At 45.2% G+C, this 18,069-nt stretch carries 17 protein-coding genes; 13 read left to right on the top strand and 4 right to left on the bottom strand.

The features are described from left to right. Nucleotides 1–2 precede the first annotated feature (2 nt). The 10 genes from ACHUFI_RS11200 to ACHUFI_RS11155 all read left to right on the top strand — a co-directional run bounded on the left by ACHUFI_RS11200 (nucleotide 3) and on the right by ACHUFI_RS11155 (nucleotide 11,063). Nucleotides 3–1,835 carry a DUF294 nucleotidyltransferase-like domain-containing protein gene (locus tag ACHUFI_RS11200; protein ID WP_394249472.1) on the top strand — a complete coding sequence of 611 codons (1,833 nt, stop codon included), beginning with the start codon at nucleotides 3–5 and terminating at the stop codon, nucleotides 1,833–1,835. 62 nt (nucleotides 1,836–1,897) lie between these two features. Next, on the top strand, nucleotides 1,898–2,533 hold the full coding sequence (locus ACHUFI_RS11195) for a 3'-5' exonuclease (protein ID WP_394249127.1): 636 nt from the start codon (nucleotides 1,898–1,900) through the stop codon (nucleotides 2,531–2,533). 233 nt (nucleotides 2,534–2,766) lie between these two features. Beyond that, complete coding sequence (acs, locus tag ACHUFI_RS11190) at nucleotides 2,767–4,716, top strand: acetate--CoA ligase (protein ID WP_394249126.1); 1,950 nt, start codon at nucleotides 2,767–2,769, stop codon at nucleotides 4,714–4,716. Between the two features lie 308 nt (nucleotides 4,717–5,024). Next, entirely contained in the window at nucleotides 5,025–5,474 is a 450-nt protein-coding gene (aroQ, locus tag ACHUFI_RS11185) for a type II 3-dehydroquinate dehydratase (RefSeq protein WP_394249124.1), read from the top strand. 83 nt (nucleotides 5,475–5,557) lie between these two features. Continuing rightward, nucleotides 5,558–6,016 carry an acetyl-CoA carboxylase biotin carboxyl carrier protein gene (accB, locus tag ACHUFI_RS11180; RefSeq protein ID WP_394249122.1) on the top strand — a complete coding sequence of 153 codons (459 nt, stop codon included), beginning with the start codon at nucleotides 5,558–5,560 and terminating at the stop codon, nucleotides 6,014–6,016. A 15-nt stretch (nucleotides 6,017–6,031) separates the two neighbouring features. Next, on the top strand, nucleotides 6,032–7,375 hold the full coding sequence (gene accC / locus ACHUFI_RS11175) for an acetyl-CoA carboxylase biotin carboxylase subunit (RefSeq protein WP_394249120.1): 1,344 nt from the start codon (nucleotides 6,032–6,034) through the stop codon (nucleotides 7,373–7,375). A gap of 177 nt (nucleotides 7,376–7,552) precedes the next feature. After that, nucleotides 7,553–8,440: a 50S ribosomal protein L11 methyltransferase gene (prmA, locus tag ACHUFI_RS11170; RefSeq protein ID WP_394249119.1), complete on the top strand. Its 888-nt coding sequence runs from the start codon at nucleotides 7,553–7,555 to the stop codon at nucleotides 8,438–8,440. 139 nt (nucleotides 8,441–8,579) lie between these two features. Continuing rightward, the gene (gene dusB, locus ACHUFI_RS11165; RefSeq protein ID WP_394249118.1) at nucleotides 8,580–9,548 is read left to right on the top strand and encodes a tRNA dihydrouridine synthase DusB; all 969 of its coding nucleotides are present in this window, start codon (nucleotides 8,580–8,582) and stop codon (nucleotides 9,546–9,548) included. A gap of 23 nt (nucleotides 9,549–9,571) precedes the next feature. Next, entirely contained in the window at nucleotides 9,572–9,868 is a 297-nt protein-coding gene (fis, locus tag ACHUFI_RS11160) for a DNA-binding transcriptional regulator Fis (protein WP_004729744.1), read from the top strand. 238 nt (nucleotides 9,869–10,106) lie between these two features. After that, nucleotides 10,107–11,063 (top strand): GGDEF domain-containing protein, encoded by a 957-nt coding sequence (locus ACHUFI_RS11155; protein ID WP_394249117.1) that lies wholly within the window; start codon nucleotides 10,107–10,109, stop codon nucleotides 11,061–11,063. Here ACHUFI_RS11155 and zntR read toward each other — a convergent pair. Further along, nucleotides 11,060–11,506 (bottom strand): Zn(2+)-responsive transcriptional regulator, encoded by a 447-nt coding sequence (gene zntR / locus ACHUFI_RS11150; protein WP_394249116.1) that lies wholly within the window; start codon nucleotides 11,504–11,506, stop codon nucleotides 11,060–11,062. The two genes, ACHUFI_RS11155 and zntR, sit on opposite strands and share 4 nt — an antisense overlap. A gap of 287 nt (nucleotides 11,507–11,793) precedes the next feature. Between zntR and purH the strand changes: the two genes are divergently transcribed. Then, nucleotides 11,794–13,386, top strand: a complete 1,593-nt coding sequence (gene purH, locus ACHUFI_RS11145) for a bifunctional phosphoribosylaminoimidazolecarboxamide formyltransferase/IMP cyclohydrolase (RefSeq protein ID WP_394249114.1) — start codon at nucleotides 11,794–11,796, stop codon at nucleotides 13,384–13,386. Between the two features lie 283 nt (nucleotides 13,387–13,669). Next, a complete protein-coding gene (gene purD / locus ACHUFI_RS11140; protein ID WP_394249112.1) occupies nucleotides 13,670–14,962 on the top strand; it encodes a phosphoribosylamine--glycine ligase in 1,293 nt (430 codons plus the stop codon). A gap of 78 nt (nucleotides 14,963–15,040) precedes the next feature. On the opposite strand, the gene ACHUFI_RS11135 is transcribed toward purD, so the two are convergent. Next, nucleotides 15,041–15,739, bottom strand: coding sequence for a DUF1481 domain-containing protein (locus ACHUFI_RS11135; RefSeq protein ID WP_394249110.1), 699 nt, complete (start codon nucleotides 15,737–15,739; stop codon nucleotides 15,041–15,043). Between the two features lie 47 nt (nucleotides 15,740–15,786). Then, nucleotides 15,787–16,059 carry a nucleoid-associated protein HU-alpha gene (gene hupA / locus ACHUFI_RS11130; RefSeq protein WP_004729753.1) on the bottom strand — a complete coding sequence of 91 codons (273 nt, stop codon included), beginning with the start codon at nucleotides 16,057–16,059 and terminating at the stop codon, nucleotides 15,787–15,789. Nucleotides 16,060–16,326: 267 nt separating this feature from the next. Here hupA and ACHUFI_RS11125 point away from each other — a divergent pair, with 267 nt between their 5' ends. Next, nucleotides 16,327–17,421 (top strand): CNNM domain-containing protein, encoded by a 1,095-nt coding sequence (locus ACHUFI_RS11125; RefSeq protein ID WP_394249108.1) that lies wholly within the window; start codon nucleotides 16,327–16,329, stop codon nucleotides 17,419–17,421. Nucleotides 17,422–17,455: 34 nt separating this feature from the next. On the opposite strand, the gene ACHUFI_RS11120 is transcribed toward ACHUFI_RS11125, so the two are convergent. Then, nucleotides 17,456–18,043 (bottom strand): YjaG family protein, encoded by a 588-nt coding sequence (locus tag ACHUFI_RS11120; RefSeq protein WP_394249106.1) that lies wholly within the window; start codon nucleotides 18,041–18,043, stop codon nucleotides 17,456–17,458. Nucleotides 18,044–18,069: the final 26 nt, after the last annotated feature.

The following is an 18,069-nucleotide window of genomic DNA, read 5'->3' as shown; positions in this document are numbered from 1 at the left end:
ATATCACCATGCCTGATAAATTCAATATGCAGTCTCCTCCTTTCGACCGATTGTCTGAAAGCCAACAGCTTACACTGCGATCTTCATTGGATGTCGCTTATTACCGCGAGAGAGAAACCTTACTCGAAGCAGGCAAACCCTGTGAACATTTGCATATTTTAATTAAGGGAGCGGTAGAAGAGCGAGCACCTAAGAGTGAAGAAATATATGCTCATTACGCGAACGACGATATTTTTGATGTACGCGGACAGCTAGAAGATCACGTCAAACACCATTACGTGGCTCTTGAAGACACACTAAGCTACCTGCTCCCCAAGCGAGTATTTCTCGACCTTTACCACCAGAATGGTCAGTTTGCAGCGTACTTTGATAGCAACCTAGCCCGTCGGCAAGAACTTATCGAAGCCGCAAAAGAGCAAAAGAACCTCGCGGAATTTATTCTGACAAAGGTCGATAGCAGTATTTACCATCCTCCGATGCTCCTCGCTCCCGAGATGCCGATTAATGAAGTCACTCAACAACTAAGAGACAACGGGATTGATTCTGCATTAGTGAAGTTGTCGCCTGATGATGAAAGATTGCAACAAAACCCAAATGCTCATCCTTACGCAATAGTGACTCGCACCAATATGCTGCACGCTGTGATGTTAGAAGAGCACCCTCTCACGACGCCCGTGAAAGACATTGCGACCTTTCCTGTCTTTCACGTTGAAGAAGATGATTTTCTGTTCAACGCCATGATCACCATGACACGAAATCGAATGAAGCGAGTGATGGTCGTCGAGGGGAAGAAAGCAATTGGCATGCTAGACATGACTCAAATCCTCAGCGCTTTTTCGACTCACTCTCACGTACTGACATTAAGTATTGCAAGAGCCACTAGCGTTGAAGAACTTGCACTGGCTTCAAATAAACAGAGGCAACTCGTCGAGAGCTTACTCAGCAATGGTATCCGAACCCGGTTTATCATGGAGCTCATCTCGGCCGTCAATGAACAAATCATTGAGAAGGCCTTTGAACTTATTGTTCCTCCAGCATTGCACGAGCATTGCTGCTTAATCGTATTAGGCTCAGAAGGGCGCGGAGAACAAATCCTAAAAACTGACCAAGATAATGCGCTCATCATAGAAAATGGCTTACATTGGGAACAATGCGCCAGCGTCATGGATAACCTTACCCATACCTTGCAGCAATTAGGGTATCCACTCTGCCCAGGGAAAGTGATGGTCAACAATCCGCAATGGGTGAAAACACAAGCCGAATGGAAAAAAGAACTATCACATTGGGTTCAATCTGCGACACCTGAAAAAGTCATGAACATAGCAATTATGGCGGACGCTCATGCCGTGGCTGGCAACCGAAAGTTGCTCAACCCTATTCAGTCGCATTTGAGCCAACTCATGGCAGGGCAAGAACTTATCCTCACGGAATTTTGTCGCCCCGCGATTAATTTCTCGGTACCGCTGACACTCTTTGGTAACGTCAAAAGCTCCAAATCTGGTTTAGATATCAAACGTGGCGGTATTTTTCCTTTAGTCCACGGCATTCGCGCATTAAGCCTGGAATATGAAATTACCGAAAAAAACACCTTCGACCGAATCCAAGCATTAGTGCGTAAAAAAGTTTTGGAAAAAAGCACCGCTGAAAACCTGAGTGAAGCCCTAAAAGAGTTCTTTAAATGGCGTTTGGCCCAGCGACTGGCTCAACATAACAGCAGCAATAAACTCGACATCAAACTGATGGACCGTTCAGAGCGCGATCTGCTCAGGCATAGTCTACACGTAGTCAAAAAATTCAAGCAATGGCTCGGTTACCACTATCAGATTCGCGATTAACAGAGCAATCAGCCCGTCAACATTAATGAAAACAGCGATGATGAGTCATCTAAGGACAAGCCATGAACTGGTTGGTACGACGCTATTGGCAACACAAACTGAAAGGTTCCGATTTTCAGTCGTTGTTCTGCGCTCCACACTCTAGTGAGTTCGTGTCTTTAGATTGTGAAACCACCAGCCTAGATCCAAACAGAGCCGAACTTGTTACCATTGCCGCCACAAAAATCATAGGTAATCGCATCATCACGAGCCAACCCTTTGAAGTGCGGCTACGAGCACCACAATCCTTAGACTCGGGCTCCGTCAAAATTCACCGTATCCGCCACAAAGATCTATTGAATGGAATAGACGAAAAGCAAGCCTTACTTAAACTGTTAGACTTCATCGGAAACCGTCCTTTAGTCGGCTACCATATTCGCTACGACAAAAAAATCTTAGATCGAGCTTGCCAAAAGCAGCTTGGGTTCCCACTCCCCAATCAACTGGTAGAAGTCAGCCAGCTTTATCACGATAAGCTGGTTCAGAGTCTACCCAACGCCTATTTTGACCTCAGTTTAGATGCAATCTGCAAGCAATTAGGGCTTCCTCAACAAACAAACAAACACGACGCGCTGCAAGATGCCATTTCTGCTGCGTTAGTCTTTATCCGTTTGAAACACGGCGATACCCCTCGCTTCAATTCCTCATACAGTCGATAGATCAACATCGCAATTCTTGACTTAACTGGCTATTTTTCAAGTAAATAGACGCTTCTCATCCTAAAGTCTAATTGTAGAAAACCCTGAGCTGGCGGAAAGTGATAAGCATACAGGTTGTTCAAAGATAATGACCGCGCAACACAAATAGCCCAAACGCTCAGTTGGAGCACACAACGGACATTTGCCTGGTTTAAAGGGAATAAACCCTCAAGATAGGCACAAGGAGAGAAGCAATGAGTGAAGCCCACGTTTATCCGGTAAAAGAAAATATCAAATCAACCACACACGCGGATAATGACACTTACCTAGCCATGTACCAGCAATCCGTTTCTGACCCAGTAGGTTTCTGGGGGGAGCACGGTAAGATTGTCGATTGGATTAAGCCGTTCACACAAGTTAAAAACACGTCATTTGATACGGGTCATGTAGACATTCGCTGGTTTGAAGACGGCACACTGAACGTATCGGCTAACTGTATTGATCGCCACTTGGCTGAACGCGGTGACGAAGTCGCTATCATTTGGGAAGGTGATGACCCGGCAGATGATAAAACACTGACTTTTAATGAACTGCATAAAGAAGTCTGTGAGTTTTCTAACGCACTAAAAGAGCAAGGGGTTCGCAAAGGCGATGTGGTATGTCTTTACATGCCAATGGTACCTGAAGCTGCCGTTGCTATGCTCGCTTGTACTCGTATCGGTGCGGTTCATACTGTCGTATTCGGCGGTTTCTCTCCAGAAGCACTATCAGGTCGTATTATCGATTCAGACTCAAAAGTTGTCATTACCGCTGATGAAGGCGTTCGTGGCGGCCGCGCGGTTCCACTCAAGAAAAACGTCGATGAAGCTCTAACGAACCCAGAAGTTAAAACCATCGAGAAAGTCATTGTAATGAAACGCACTGGTGGTGATATTGAATGGCATGAGCATCGCGATGTTTGGTGGCATGAAGCGACAGCGAATGTGTCTTCAGATTGCCCACCGGAAGAAATGAACGCGGAAGACCCACTATTTATTCTTTATACATCTGGCTCCACAGGCAAACCAAAAGGTGTGCTTCATACGACGGGTGGCTACCTTGTCTACGCTGCGATGACATTCAAATACGTATTCGATTACCAAGAAGGCGAAACATTCTGGTGTACAGCGGATGTGGGTTGGATTACTGGCCATACTTACCTAATATACGGACCACTAGCCAACGGCGCAAAAACCATTCTTTTTGAAGGCGTGCCAAACTACCCAAATACAAGCCGAATGAGTGAAGTGGTCGATAAGCACCAAGTTAACATCCTTTACACAGCGCCAACGGCTATTCGTGCATTGATGGCGAAAGGCAATGAAGCGGTTGAAGGTACATCTCGTGACAGTCTTCGTATCATGGGTTCGGTTGGTGAACCTATTAACCCAGAAGCATGGGAGTGGTACTACAAAACCATCGGTAACGAGCAATCACCAATTGTAGATACATGGTGGCAAACAGAAACGGGCGGTATCTTAATCGCCCCACTACCTGGAGCAACCGATCTTAAACCAGGCTCAGCGACTCGACCATTCTTCGGCGTTCAACCAGCACTTGTCGATAATATGGGTAACATTATCGAAGGCGCAACAGACGGTAACTTAGTGATCCTTGATTCATGGCCTGGCCAAATGCGAACGGTTTATGGTGATCATGACCGCTTTGAGCAAACTTACTTCTCAACGTTTAAAGGTATGTACTTCACCAGTGACGGTGCTCGCCGTGATGAAGATGGCTACTACTGGATTACAGGCCGTGTAGATGACGTATTGAACGTATCTGGCCACCGTATGGGTACTGCTGAGATTGAGTCAGCGCTAGTTGCATTCGATAAGATTGCAGAGGCTGCGATTGTTGGTATTCCTCACGACATCAAAGGCCAAGCGATTTACGCTTATATCACACTAAATGATGGCGAGTTCCCAACAGCAGAACTGCATAAAGAAGTGAAAAACTGGGTTCGTAAGGAAATCGGCCCTATCGCAACTCCTGATGTTCTTCACTGGACGGATTCACTTCCGAAAACGCGTTCTGGTAAAATCATGCGCCGTATTCTGCGTAAGATTGCGACAGGTGATACCAGTAACTTAGGTGATACCTCTACACTGGCAGACCCAAGTGTAGTCGATAAACTGATCGCTGAAAAAGCGGAACTCGCGTAAGCAATCCGCTCGTTTCAAACAGGCTCACACCAAAAACCGTCACTTTGTGGCGGTTTTTTATATCTGATCGACCTCCCAAATATCCACTTTCATGTAAAGGTTAATACATTTTTTTGTTAACTTGATACCACTTCCCTGCACTACAAACAGGAGATTAGACCAGTAAATTGCTGCGATTTGCGCTGAATTAGCTATAATCTGGTTCTAATTTTTAATTTTGGGCTTTTCTCACTAGAAATTAACCCAAAATATTCAATAAAATGGCAACATTCACATTCGTAATCACGATATAGGAAGATAGCCCCAAGATGTCTACAAAGTTAAGCATTCTAGTTCTAAATGGCCCAAACCTTAATCTTTTGGGACTAAGAGAGCCTGCGCATTATGGTTCTCAAACACTGGCGCAAATTATTGACTCGCTAACAGAACAAGCAAATAGCCAAGATGTCGAGCTGACTCACCTGCAATCGAACCGTGAATATGAGCTGATTGAAGCAGTTCACGCCGCATACCAAAAGGTTGATTTTATTATCATCAACCCTGCTGCGTTTACCCATACTAGTGTCGCATTACGAGATGCGTTACTTGGTGTTGCTATTCCATTTATTGAAGTACACCTATCCAATGTGCATGCACGGGAATCTTTCCGTCATCATTCATACCTTTCCGATAAAGCCGAAGGGGTGATTTGTGGGTTAGGTGCTCAAGGATATCAATTTGCTTTGACGGCTGCGATTAACGCGCTCAAGTCAAGGTAACAATAAATATCATATAGATAGAACTAATACTTTCCTACTCAGTCATAGAGTAAGGTCAATTAACAGATAAAGAGAAAGAAACAATGGATATTCGCAAAATCAAAAAGCTGATCGAATTGGTTGAAGAGTCTGGCATTGCTGAGCTAGAAATCTCTGAAGGTGAAGAGTCTGTACGAATCAGCCGCAACGGTACTGCACCGGTAGCGCCTGTTCAGTATGCAGCTCCAGCTCCTGTAGCAGCAGCTCCAGCAGCGGCTCCAGCGGCGGCTCCTGCAGCAGCGGCACCAGCTGAAGCAGCAGTTCCAGCAGGTCACCAAGTTCTTTCTCCAATGGTTGGTACTTTCTACAGCGCTCCAAGCCCAGATGCGAAACCATTCGTTAAAGTTGGCCAACAAGTTAATGCTGGTGAAACACTTTGCATCGTTGAAGCGATGAAAATGATGAACCAAATTGAAGCAGACAAGTCTGGTGTTGTTACCGCTATCCTAGTGGAAGACGGCCAACCAGTTGAATTTGACCAAGCTCTAGTAATTATCGAGTAATAGAGGTTACTCATTATGTTAGATAAATTAGTTATCGCGAACCGTGGTGAAATTGCACTACGTATTTTGCGTGCATGTAAAGAGCTTGGCATTAAGACCGTTGCTGTTCACTCAACAGCAGACCGCGATCTTAAGCACGTACTACTCGCAGACGAAACAATTTGTATCGGTCCTGCTCGTGGTATCGACAGCTACCTAAATATTCCTCGCATCATCAGTGCAGCTGAAGTAACTGGCGCAGTGGCTATCCACCCAGGTTACGGTTTCCTATCTGAAAATGCAGACTTCGCTGAGCAAGTTGAGCGCAGTGGCTTTATCTTTGTTGGTCCTAAAGCGGAAACTATCCGCATTATGGGCGACAAAGTATCAGCAATCACAGCAATGAAAAAAGCTGGTGTACCTTGTGTACCAGGTTCTGATGGCCCACTTGACGATGACGAAGCAAAAAACAAAGCACACGCTAAGCGCATTGGTTACCCAGTGATCATCAAGGCGTCTGGCGGCGGCGGCGGTCGTGGTATGCGTGTTGTTCGTTCTGAGCAAGAGCTGACTGAAGCTATCGCAATGACTCGTGCAGAAGCAAAAGCATGTTTCAACAACGATATGGTTTACATGGAAAAATTCCTAGAAAACCCACGTCACGTTGAAGTACAAGTGATTGCAGATGGCCAAGGCGGCGCAATCCACCTAGGTGAACGTGACTGTTCTATGCAGCGTCGTCACCAAAAAGTAGTGGAAGAAGCTCCGGCTCCTGGTATTACTGAAGAAATGCGTAAGTACATCGGTGAACGTTGTACTCGTGCATGTCTTGAAATCGGTTACCGCGGCGCAGGTACTTTCGAATTCCTTTACGAAAACGGCGAATTCTACTTCATCGAAATGAATACTCGTATTCAAGTAGAGCACCCAGTAACAGAAATGGTAACGGGCGTTGACCTAATCAAAGAGCAACTGCGTGTTGCTGCTGGTCAGCCTCTATCTTTCACGCAAGATGACATCAAGATCAAAGGTCACGCGATCGAATGTCGTATCAATGCGGAAGACCCAGAGAAGTTCCTTCCTTCTCCAGGTAAGATTGAGCGTTTCCACGCACCGGGCGGCATGGGTGTTCGTTGGGATTCTCACATCTACACGGGTTACACAGTTCCACCTCATTACGATTCAATGATTGGTAAGCTAATCACCTACGGTGAGAACCGTGATGTAGCGATCTCTCGTATGAAGAACGCTCTAGGTGAAATGATTGTTGAAGGCATCAAAGTAAACGTATCTCTTCAAGAGTCGATCATGAACGACGAAAACTTCCAACACGGTGGTGCGAACATCCACTACCTTGAGAAGAAACTTGGTCTTCAGTAACAATTAGCTAATCGTTAATTGAAGAATGTAAAATGCTCACCTCGGTGGGCATTTTTTATTTTTATGGCCTCAAAATTCTTACGCTATCACTCCAATCAAAGCACGGGCTTTTCGTGAATTTGTTCATATTTTCTGCTAGACTCGCCATCCATTTTTTATCAGATAGAAGACGCAGCCATGCCTTGGATTCAAATCAAGCTCAATGCAACTAATGAAAATGCCGAACAAATTGGCGATATGTTAATGGAGGAGACAGGTGCTCTTTCTGTAACTTTTCTTGATGCACAGGATACCCCTGTATTTGAGCCTCTGCCGGGTGAAACGCGCCTTTGGGGTGATACTGACATCCTAGCGCTTTATGATGCGGAAATTGACACTAGCGTCGTTCTAGCGCAAATCAAAGCGAGCTACATGTTCCCTGCTGACTTTGCACATAAAGTAGAGCAGATTGAAGATAAAGATTGGGAACGTGAGTGGATGGACAACTTCCACCCAATGAAATTTGGCGAACGTCTATGGATTTGCCCAAGCTGGCGCGATATCCCTGAACCTGACGCTGTCAACGTAATGCTAGACCCAGGCCTTGCATTCGGCACAGGTACTCACCCAACCACCGCTTTATGTCTTGAGTGGCTGGAAGGGTTAGACCTTACTGGCAAAACCGTGATCGATTTTGGTTGTGGCTCAGGCATCCTAGCGATCGCTGCGATCAAACTCGGCGCTGCGAAAGTTGTCGGGATCGACATTGATCCTCAAGCTTTACTTGCTTCTAAAGACAACGCTGAGCGTAACGGCGTCGCTGATCAGCTAGAAGTCTACCTACCACAAGATCAACCTGAAGGCCTGATTGCTGATGTGGTTGTCGCTAACATTCTTGCGGGTCCACTTCGTGAGCTTTCAGGCATAATTAAGGGCCTAGTGAAAGCAGATGGCGTGCTTGCGATGTCGGGTGTTTTAGATACACAAGCTGAAGACGTCGCAACATATTATCGTGACGAGCTTCACATTGATCCGATTGCCGAGCAACAAGAGTGGTGTCGCATCTCTGGTCGCAAGCAAGGCTAGGTAAGACTTTGCGGCCTAATTGATTGAAATTTAAGCGTATTACAAAAACAAATTGTAAATGCTCAAATATTAGTCTTTTCACGCGGCAAAAAAATGCGTAAAATGCGCGCCCTTGCTAGTACAGAACTGTGATGACGTTTTGAAAATCGGAAACTATCAACTTAAGAATAATCTAATCGTCGCTCCTATGGCTGGCGTAACGGATAGACCATTCCGTGAGTTGTGTCTTCGCTATGGTGCCGGAATGGCCGTCAGTGAAATGATGTCCTCCAATCCTAAGGTTTGGAAAACGTCTAAGTCTCAACAGCGTATGGTACATGAAGGCGAATCGGGCATTCGCTCAGTACAAATTGCTGGTGCAGATCCACAGCTCATGGCAGAGGCAGCTCAATTTAATGTTGAGAACGGTGCGCAAATCATCGATATCAATATGGGTTGCCCAGCAAAAAAAGTGAATAAGAAGCTAGCCGGCTCTGCCTTGCTACAGCATCCAGCTCTCATTGAAGAGATTTTGAAAGCTGTCGTAAACGCAGTAGACGTTCCCGTAACGTTGAAAACCCGTACTGGCTGGGATACAGAAAATAGAAACTGTGTCCAAATCGCTAAATTAGCCGAAGACTGCGGCATACAAGCACTTGCCCTTCACGGGAGAACTCGCGCTTGTATGTACAAAGGTGAGGCCGAATATGAACACATAAAAGCGGCGAAACACGCTGTCTCTATACCGGTTATCGCTAACGGTGATATCGATAGCCCCGAGAAAGCAAAGTTTGTGCTGGAGTACACTGGCGCTGACGCTTTAATGATTGGACGCCCTGCCCAAGGTCGTCCGTGGATTTTTCAAGAAATCCAACACTATTTGGAAAACGGCACCACGATGGCTGAACTACCTCTAGAGGAAGTGAAAGACATCATGCTTGGTCATGTGAATGCTCTTCATGAATTTTATGGAGAGTTTTTAGGCCCTCGCATCGCTCGTAAGCATGTGGGTTGGTACCTAAAAGAGCACGAGCAAGCTAGTGAGTTTCGCCGTACCTTCAACGCTTTAGAAGCAGGAAACCTGCAACTTGAAGCGCTAGAAGGTTATTTTGATAACGTTGCACCATAATTACGAGAAGAGCTAGACCGAATATGTTCGAACAAAATCTGACTTCAGAAGCATTGACAGTGACTACAGTTACATCACAAGACCAAATCACGCAGAAGCCACTACGTGACTCAGTTAAAGCATCATTGAAAAATTACCTTGCTCAATTAAACGGTCAAGAAGTCAGCGAGTTATACGAACTAGTATTAGCTGAAGTTGAACAGCCACTACTAGACACCATCATGCAGTACACTCGCGGTAACCAAACTCGCGCAGCAACTATGATGGGTATCAACCGCGGTACTCTTCGCAAGAAGCTTAAAAAATACGGCATGAACTAATAGTTCTTTCGTAATATATTGAATTTAAAGCCAAGCTAATTTATTTAGTTTGGCTTTTTTTGTATCTATCCAACAAACAGCCTCCCCTTTAATTGAGTTCAATACAGACACGGAAGCTATCTGAACTACTTTATTTATTGTGCAGGCTAATAATCAACCATTATGTGATCAGTTACGATTGATAACCTTTACACTACCGATATAATGGTCAATTACTCTAAATGTCTGGAATCACTACATGGTTGATATGAAAAGGGAAGAATGGCTTGGCCTAATGCTTAATTCACTCCCAGATCGTCATCTATTAGTCGATCACTCTGGGCACATCGTAGAAAGCTTTGGTCACACCTCCGAGACCACTCACAAAAAAATCTCAGACCTGTTACCCGCTGCCATTTCCTCGAAACTACAGCAGACTGTAGCGCGCGCGCTTTCTTCAGGAGAAATCCAACAAATTCAATATTCCCTCTCCCCTTGTCAGCAGTTGCAACTTTCCATTGAGGAACTAATTGCTCTTGGTGAAATGGAGGAGCAATGGTTCGAGTCTACCTTCAAGCCAGTCGACACATCCGCAGGGGAAAGATTCGTTTTATGGCAAGAACGAAACATCACTCAAGCTTTCTTGCGTGAAGCCGAGCTAAAGAGGCTGTCAGAAACGGATGAATTAACCGGTATTTTGAATCGTCGTGCGTTTCTCGTCGGATTAGAGCAAGAATTTCATATGGCGGCAACTCAAAGTCTGAGCTGCTTAATGATTGATATCGACCATTTCAAAGAGATTAATGACCAAGTCGGGCATATGTCAGGAGATGAAGTCATTATTCATGTTGCCAGAATTTGCCAGCAATCTATCCGTTCATGTGACTACATCGGTCGCCTTGGCGGAGAGGAGTTTGGGGTGGTATTAAGTGGCATCAACGCTATTCAAGCGTATGATATTGCGGAAAAACTCAGATCAGCCATCGAAGCTAGTCCGTGCACTGTTGATGGTAATAGTATCTACCCTACAGTAAGTATCGGTGTTGCTGAAACCAACGAGCAAATCACCAGTGTAAAAGCGTTACTTGTCAATGCTGACAAAGCCATGTATTACTCGAAACAAACAGGAAGAAACCAAGTTACGCTTTACTATGATAATCTTCCTGATATCAAATCGAATGCTCAGCGAAAAGCTAAAATTCTAAAAGCTTCTTAGCGCTCTGCTTTCTCCGTTGCACAGCAAGAGCTTTGACGCTCTTCACTGGCCAATGCCCCTAATATTGAACAATGACTAGCGTCATCATCAACATGGCCACAGCACGCATCGTTGATTTTCTTTAGTGCGGTCCTAATCCGCCCTAATTCATTAATTTTTTCATCGATAACAATCAACTTTGCAGTCGTTATCGCTTTCACTTCTGCACAACTATGCTCGGTCGCTTCCAGCTTAATCTCAAGTAACTCTTTGATCTCTTCAAGACTAAGTCCTAGCTCTTTCGCTTTAAGGATAAAGCTGACTTGTTTTTGATTCTCATCACTGTATAAGCGATACCCAGATTCACTTCTTCCCGCCGGGGCGATAAGCGCATTTTTTTCGTAAAAACGAAGCGTATCAGCCGTCACTCCACAGCGCTTCGCCAATTCACCGATCTGAAACATAACTTTCCTTATTAACTATCTCGTTACTTTTAAAGCCGAAATCGTCTTTTTTCATAATTAATTTTGAGATGCCAAACGATTGCGCGAGCTTTTTTGTAATAAATTAGTTAGAATGTGCGCCATCAAATTTGGAGTTGGTTATCTTATTGCTTGATGATAAGTCTACCCCAAAAGGTCTTTACCAAAACTGGCCAATATTTTATCTCTTCTAAGAAGAAGATAGAAACAAGTTCTTTTTTGGCAAATATCTTTATTTTTAACTCCATGAATTTGAGGAAGATGGAAGCATGAATAACGCTCGTCCAATTCGCCGCGCTCTAATCAGCGTATCAGACAAAACTGGTATCGTTGAATTTGCACAAGCTCTTGCTAACCGTGGTGTAGATATCCTATCTACCGGTGGCACTGCTCGCCTGCTTGCTGAAAAAGGCATCTCTGTAACAGAAGTCTCTGACTACACTGGTTTCCCAGAAATGATGGATGGCCGTGTTAAGACTCTACACCCAAAAGTTCATGGTGGTGTTCTAGGCCGTCGTGGCCAAGACGATGACGTAATGGAAACTCACGGTATCAACCCTATCGATATGGTTGTTGTAAACCTATACCCATTCGCTGAAACCGTTGCTAAAGAAGGCTGTACCCTTGCTGATGCCGTTGAGAACATCGACATCGGTGGCCCAACAATGGTTCGCTCTGCAGCGAAAAACCACAAAGACGTAACTATCGTTGTGAACGCTAACGATTACGACCGCGTTATCGCTGAAATGGACGCTAACGAGAAATCTCTAACACTAGAAACTCGTTTCGACCTCGCTATCGCAGCATTCGAGCACACGGCTTCTTACGACGGCATGATCGCTAACTACTTCGGCACTATGGTTCCATCTTACGGTGAGAACAAAGAAGGTGACGAAAAAAGCAAATTCCCTCGCACGTTCAACCAACAGTTCGAGAAAAAACAAGATATGCGCTACGGTGAGAACAGCCACCAAGCAGCCGCATTCTACGTTGAAGCAAACCCTGAAGAAGCGTCTGTTTCTACTGCTCGCCAAATCCAAGGTAAAGCCCTTTCTTACAACAACATCGCTGATACTGACGCAGCACTTGAGTGTGTGAAAGAGTTCGACGAGCCAGCATGTGTCATCGTTAAGCACGCTAACCCATGTGGTGTAGCGCTAGGTAAAGACATCCTAGAAGCTTACGACCGTGCGTTCAAAACAGACCCAACGTCTGCATTTGGCGGCATCATCGCATTCAACCGCGAACTAGACGCAGCAACAGCAACGGCTATCACTGAGCGCCAATTCGTTGAAGTTATCATTGCACCTTCTGTTTCTGCTGAAGCAGTAGAAATCGTAGCGGCTAAGAAAAACCTTCGCCTACTTGAGTGTGGTGAGTGGACAACTAAGACAACTGGCTTTGACGTGAAGCGCGTTAACGGCGGACTACTGGTTCAAGACCGCGACCAAGGCATGGTATCTGAAGATGACCTTAAAGTGGTTTCTAAGCGCCAACCTACAGCTGAAGAGCTAAAAGATGCCCTATTCTGCTGGAAAGTAGCAAAATACGTGAAATCTAACGCGATCGTTTACTCAAAAGGTGACATGACTATCGGTGTAGGCGCAGGCCAAATGAGCCGCGTTTACTCTGCGAAAATCGCAGGCATCAAAGCTGCAGACGAAGGTCTACAGGTTGAAGGTTGTGTAATGGCATCAGATGCATTCTTCCCATTCCGTGACGGTATCGACGCGGCAGCAGAAGCGGGCATCAAGTGTGTTATCCAACCGGGCGGCTCTATGCGTGATGACGAAGTTATCGCAGCAGCAGACGAGCACGGCATGGCGATGATCTTTACGGGTATGCGTCACTTCCGCCACTAATTTCCTCTTCGTATTTGGCACTGTGGCGTCGTTAGCTGCTTTCGTCCACCCCGGTCACATAGCGAGCTATGCTCCCGGGGATGGGCTCAATTGCTGCCTAGCCACATCACCAACTACTTTGAGCAAAACTTATAATTTTGTTTTTTTAAATATTCCGATATTTGAAATACGTAGAGCAAGTCAGTGACTTTAGTTCAAGGAAAACACGCGGAGCTTATGACTATAAGTGAGCATGTTTGACACAGAAATAAAGGCTCTGAAGCAGCTATAAGGATTTTAAAACATGAATGTATTGATTATTGGTGCCGGCGGCAGAGAACACGCTTTAGGTTGGAAAGCAGCACAAAACCCAAACGTTGAAACAGTATTCGTTGCTCCAGGTAACGCAGGTACTGCACTTGAGCCAAAACTTGAGAACGTAAACATCGGTGTTGAAGACATCGCTGGTTTAGTGGCGTTTGCTCAAGAGAAAAAAATCGAACTGACTATCGTAGGCCCAGAAGCACCATTAGTCATTGGTGTGGTTGACGCGTTCCGCGAAGTGGGTCTGCCTATCTTTGGTCCAACTCAAGCAGCAGCACAGCTTGAAGGTTCGAAAGCATTCACTAAAGACTTCCTAGCTCGTCATGACATCCCAACGGGTTACTACGCAAACTTCACTGAGATTGAGCCAGCTATCGCTTACGTCCGTGAGCAAGGCGCTCCAATCGTAGTAAAAGCAGACGGTCTTGCGGCAGGTAAAGGCGTTATCGTTGCGATGACGCTTGAAGAGGCTGAAGACGCAATCAAAGACATGCTAGCAGGCAACGTATTTGGCGAAGCTGGCAGCCGCGTGGTTATCGAAGAGTTCCTTGAAGGCGAAGAAGCAAGTTTCATCGTAATGGTTGACGGTTCTAGCGTGCTTCCTATGGCCACCAGCCAAGATCACAAACGTGTTGGCGACAAAGACACTGGTCCTAATACTGGCGGCATGGGTGCTTACTCTCCTGCTCCAGTTGTGACGCCTGAAATCCACAACCGTATCCTTGAGGAAGTTATCTACCCAACGGTACGTGGTATGGATGCCGAAGGCGCACCTTACACGGGTTTCCTTTACGCTGGTCTAATGATCGATGCTGACGGCACACCTAAAGTTATCGAATACAACTGCCGCTTCGGCGATCCAGAAACGCAACCTATCATGATGCGTATGGAGTCAGACCTTGTTGAGCTTTGCCTAATGGCGATCGACGAGAAACTAGACGAAGCAGAGTCAAAGTGGGATCCACGCGCTTCTATCGGTGTTGTTCTTGCGGCTGGCGGTTACCCTGCTGACTACGCAAAAGGTGACGTTATTTCACTACCAACAAGTGAAGTTGAAGGCCAAAAAGTTTTCCACGCGGGTACGACAAATAACGAAGCTGGCGATGTGGTGACAAACGGTGGTCGTGTACTTTGTGCAACGGCACTGGGTAACACGGTTTCTGAAGCTCAAGAGCGCGCTTACGCGTTGACTAAGCAAGTTAGCTGGAATGGTATGTTCCACCGCAATGACATTGGTTACCGTGCGATTGCACGTGAGCAATCACAAGGCTAATAATCTTTGCTAGCTACAAATAAAAAGGGCGCTCTTTGAGCGCCTTTTTAATACCTGTAACTTAGGATTCAAAGAAAGTTATTCTTCAATAAAGACCGGTCTTTCGATACAGTCATGGCTATCTTCCGCCAACATCAATAACTCTTCCACCGACAGTTCCCCTAATGAAGCTTTCCCTAGAAATGCAGCATAGCTATCTACGGTAGCAAGTCGGTTAATCACAAAGCTTGGCAAGGTTTGGTTAAACTCAAACTTATCGTATTCTTTGCCAGAACACGTTTCAAACGTGCTGCCATCCCAGTAGCCTTGAATAAGCTCTAAACCCTCGCCTTTTTGCTTTTGAGTACGCTCTAAAACAGACTTGGCTTCTTTTTGGTATCTTTGTAGTTGCTCTGATTGAATAGGCAATACGCGGCCATCTATACGATATTGTTGATACACGGCTTCGTTCACTTTATTGAAACGCACGTGTATTCGATAAGGCACTAACTTGTTTGATGAATCTCGTTGTTCACCTTGACGAATAAACTCTCGTAAAGTGTCTTCTTGCCAGCGGTAGTCACTTTTATACCAACCGTAATCCCCAACAGAAACATAGTCCGATGCAGTGTAAGGCTGTGTGAGTTTTTTGGTTACCCAGTAGAAACTTGTCGCATCTCCCATGACTTGGCCGCCAGAGGAATCAGAAAATTGGTCTAAATTTGGACGAGGAGAGGACGAGGAACATCCGAGAATAAGAGAAGAAAGAAGTGGAACGAGAAAGAATGCTTTGTTCATAAAAACCTGTACCGAGGTGAGGTGAAACTACCTCGGTACAGTTTAGATTATTTTACTGAATCTTTCAGTGCTTTACCCGCTACAAATGCAGGAACATTTGCTGCAGCGATTTGAATCTCATCACCAGTTTTTGGGTTACGACCAGTGCGAGCTGCACGGTGGTTTACTTTGAAAGTACCAAAACCAATTAGTTGAACTTGGTCGCCGTCTTTAAGAGCATCAGTTACACCGCCAAGAGTCGCTTCTAGAGCTGCTTTAGCTTGTGCTTTAGAAAGGTCCGCTTTTTCAGCAATAAAGTCGATTAATTGGGTCTTGTTCATTAGGTTTCCCTTCTTTGTAATTTTGAATTCGGATTCACTCTAAAACATAAATGCCCCATCTGGCAAAGGTTTGTCGACGATCTTTAGCTCTAATGCCTTACTTTTAGCCATAATATGAGTAATAACTCACAATTTGTTACTTCTTCATCGTATTGAAACCTTGTTTTATAAAGGTTTCGGGCCAATTTACAAGGTTCCAGAACAAGCGTATTTCTTAGAGTACGAGAGATTTCTGGGTACTTAAATTACATTTATGCAAGGTCAATTATGCTGCTGCTAACCTTATATGTTTCCATTGCCATTGGAATTTCATTCATCTGTTCTGTTCTAGAGGCTGTTCTTCTTAGTATCAGTCCGAGCTATATCGCTCAGTTGAAGCAACAAGATCACCCAGCGGCAAAGTCCTTAGATAAACTAAAAACAGACATCGATAGACCGCTGGCATCCATTCTTACCCTGAATACGATTGCCCATACCATCGGCGCTGCGACTGCAGGTGCTCAAGCAGCAGTCGTATTTGGTAGCCAATGGCTAGGTGTGTTCTCCGCGGTTCTGACACTCGGCATTCTGGTTCTGTCGGAGATCGTACCGAAAACCATTGGTGCAACCTACTGGCGCCAGCTTGCTCCGGCATCAGCCACAGTGTTACGATGGATGGTATTCTTCTTAACACCATTCGTATGGTTCTCAGAGCAAATCACGAAAAGACTGGCCAGTGGTCATCAGGCACCCAAAATGCGTGATGAGTTATCTGCAATGGCGATCCTTGCAAAGGAAAGCGGCGAGTTTGCGGAAGGTGAGTCTAAAATTCTGAGCAACCTGCTCGGCATTCAGGATGTTGCCATTACTCAAGTAATGACACCTCGCCCTGTCGTCTTTAGAGTCGATGCCGAGATGAGCATCAATCAGTTCCTAAAAGAGCATAAAGATACGCCATTTTCTCGTCCATTGGTTTATTCCGAGCAATCGGACAACATCATCGGCTTTGTACACAGACTGGAGCTTTTTAGGCTGCAGCAAGCGGGTTGTGGAGATAAGTCACTTGGGGATGTCATGCGCCCTATCCACGTATTGCTCAATAATCTAGGCCTTGCCAAAGCCTTTGACCAAATGATGTCAAATCGTCTGCAACTGGCGCTCGTTGTCGATGAATACGGCACTATCCAAGGCCTACTAACTTTAGAAGACATCTTCGAACATTTACTCGGTGAAGAAATCGTCGATGAAGCGGATAAAAACACAGACATGCAAGAACTGGCATTCCAACGTTGGGAAAACTGGAAAGAAAAGCATGGAGTGATTGAAAGTCGAGATGATGAAGAAGACGTTGCAACAAAAGACGTCGAAAAGAAAGAATCGTAAATGAATAAAGGCTCCGAAAGGAGCCTTTATTTTTTTATAACGTCACACCAATATTGCTGACTGCTTCTTCACGAAGCTCATGGCGTAAATCTTTAATCAATTCGATGTCGCGTTCCGTCGTTTCTCGTAACGGTCTAAAAATAGCCCACTGAACATCCCACTCTTCACAAACCGCTTCGTTTTCTTTTTGGTTGTCGTTTGTGATCTCTTCACCACCTTGAGCAAGCTCTAAGTCCGCTACCGTTTTTACCGACTGCTGACTCAGCTTCAACATAGACTCAAATAGGTGCTCACGATCTAGCAAGCCGTGAAGTAGCGTTGATAAACCTTGGCAGGCATCCATCGCAGGATAAACGCCGTAGAAGTCAAAATCATCCGCACTCGGAAAAAGCTCTTCAATTTTTTCTAGTTGACGTTCAAAGTTCACTTTTGCCGTTTTAACGGTCAAGATTTCCCACACACTATCAAGCACATCACGATAAATACGCGCTTCTGCAAATTCTGTATTGTCACAAAACATGGCATAGTTAGGGTACATACGCTCACATAAACACGCCATGAAGGTAATTTGTTGCCAAGGTTCTAACTTTTCAAGACGAACCTGAAGTGGATTCTGTAGCATAGTCACTCAATAATTGCAGAAAAAGA

The organism is Vibrio profundi, assembly GCF_043642225.1.
Classification (GTDB): Bacteria; Pseudomonadota; Gammaproteobacteria; order Enterobacterales; family Vibrionaceae; genus Vibrio; species Vibrio profundi_A.
The sequence above is the reverse complement of the archived record's forward strand: the minus strand, read 5'-3'. Positions and strand labels throughout refer to the sequence as shown.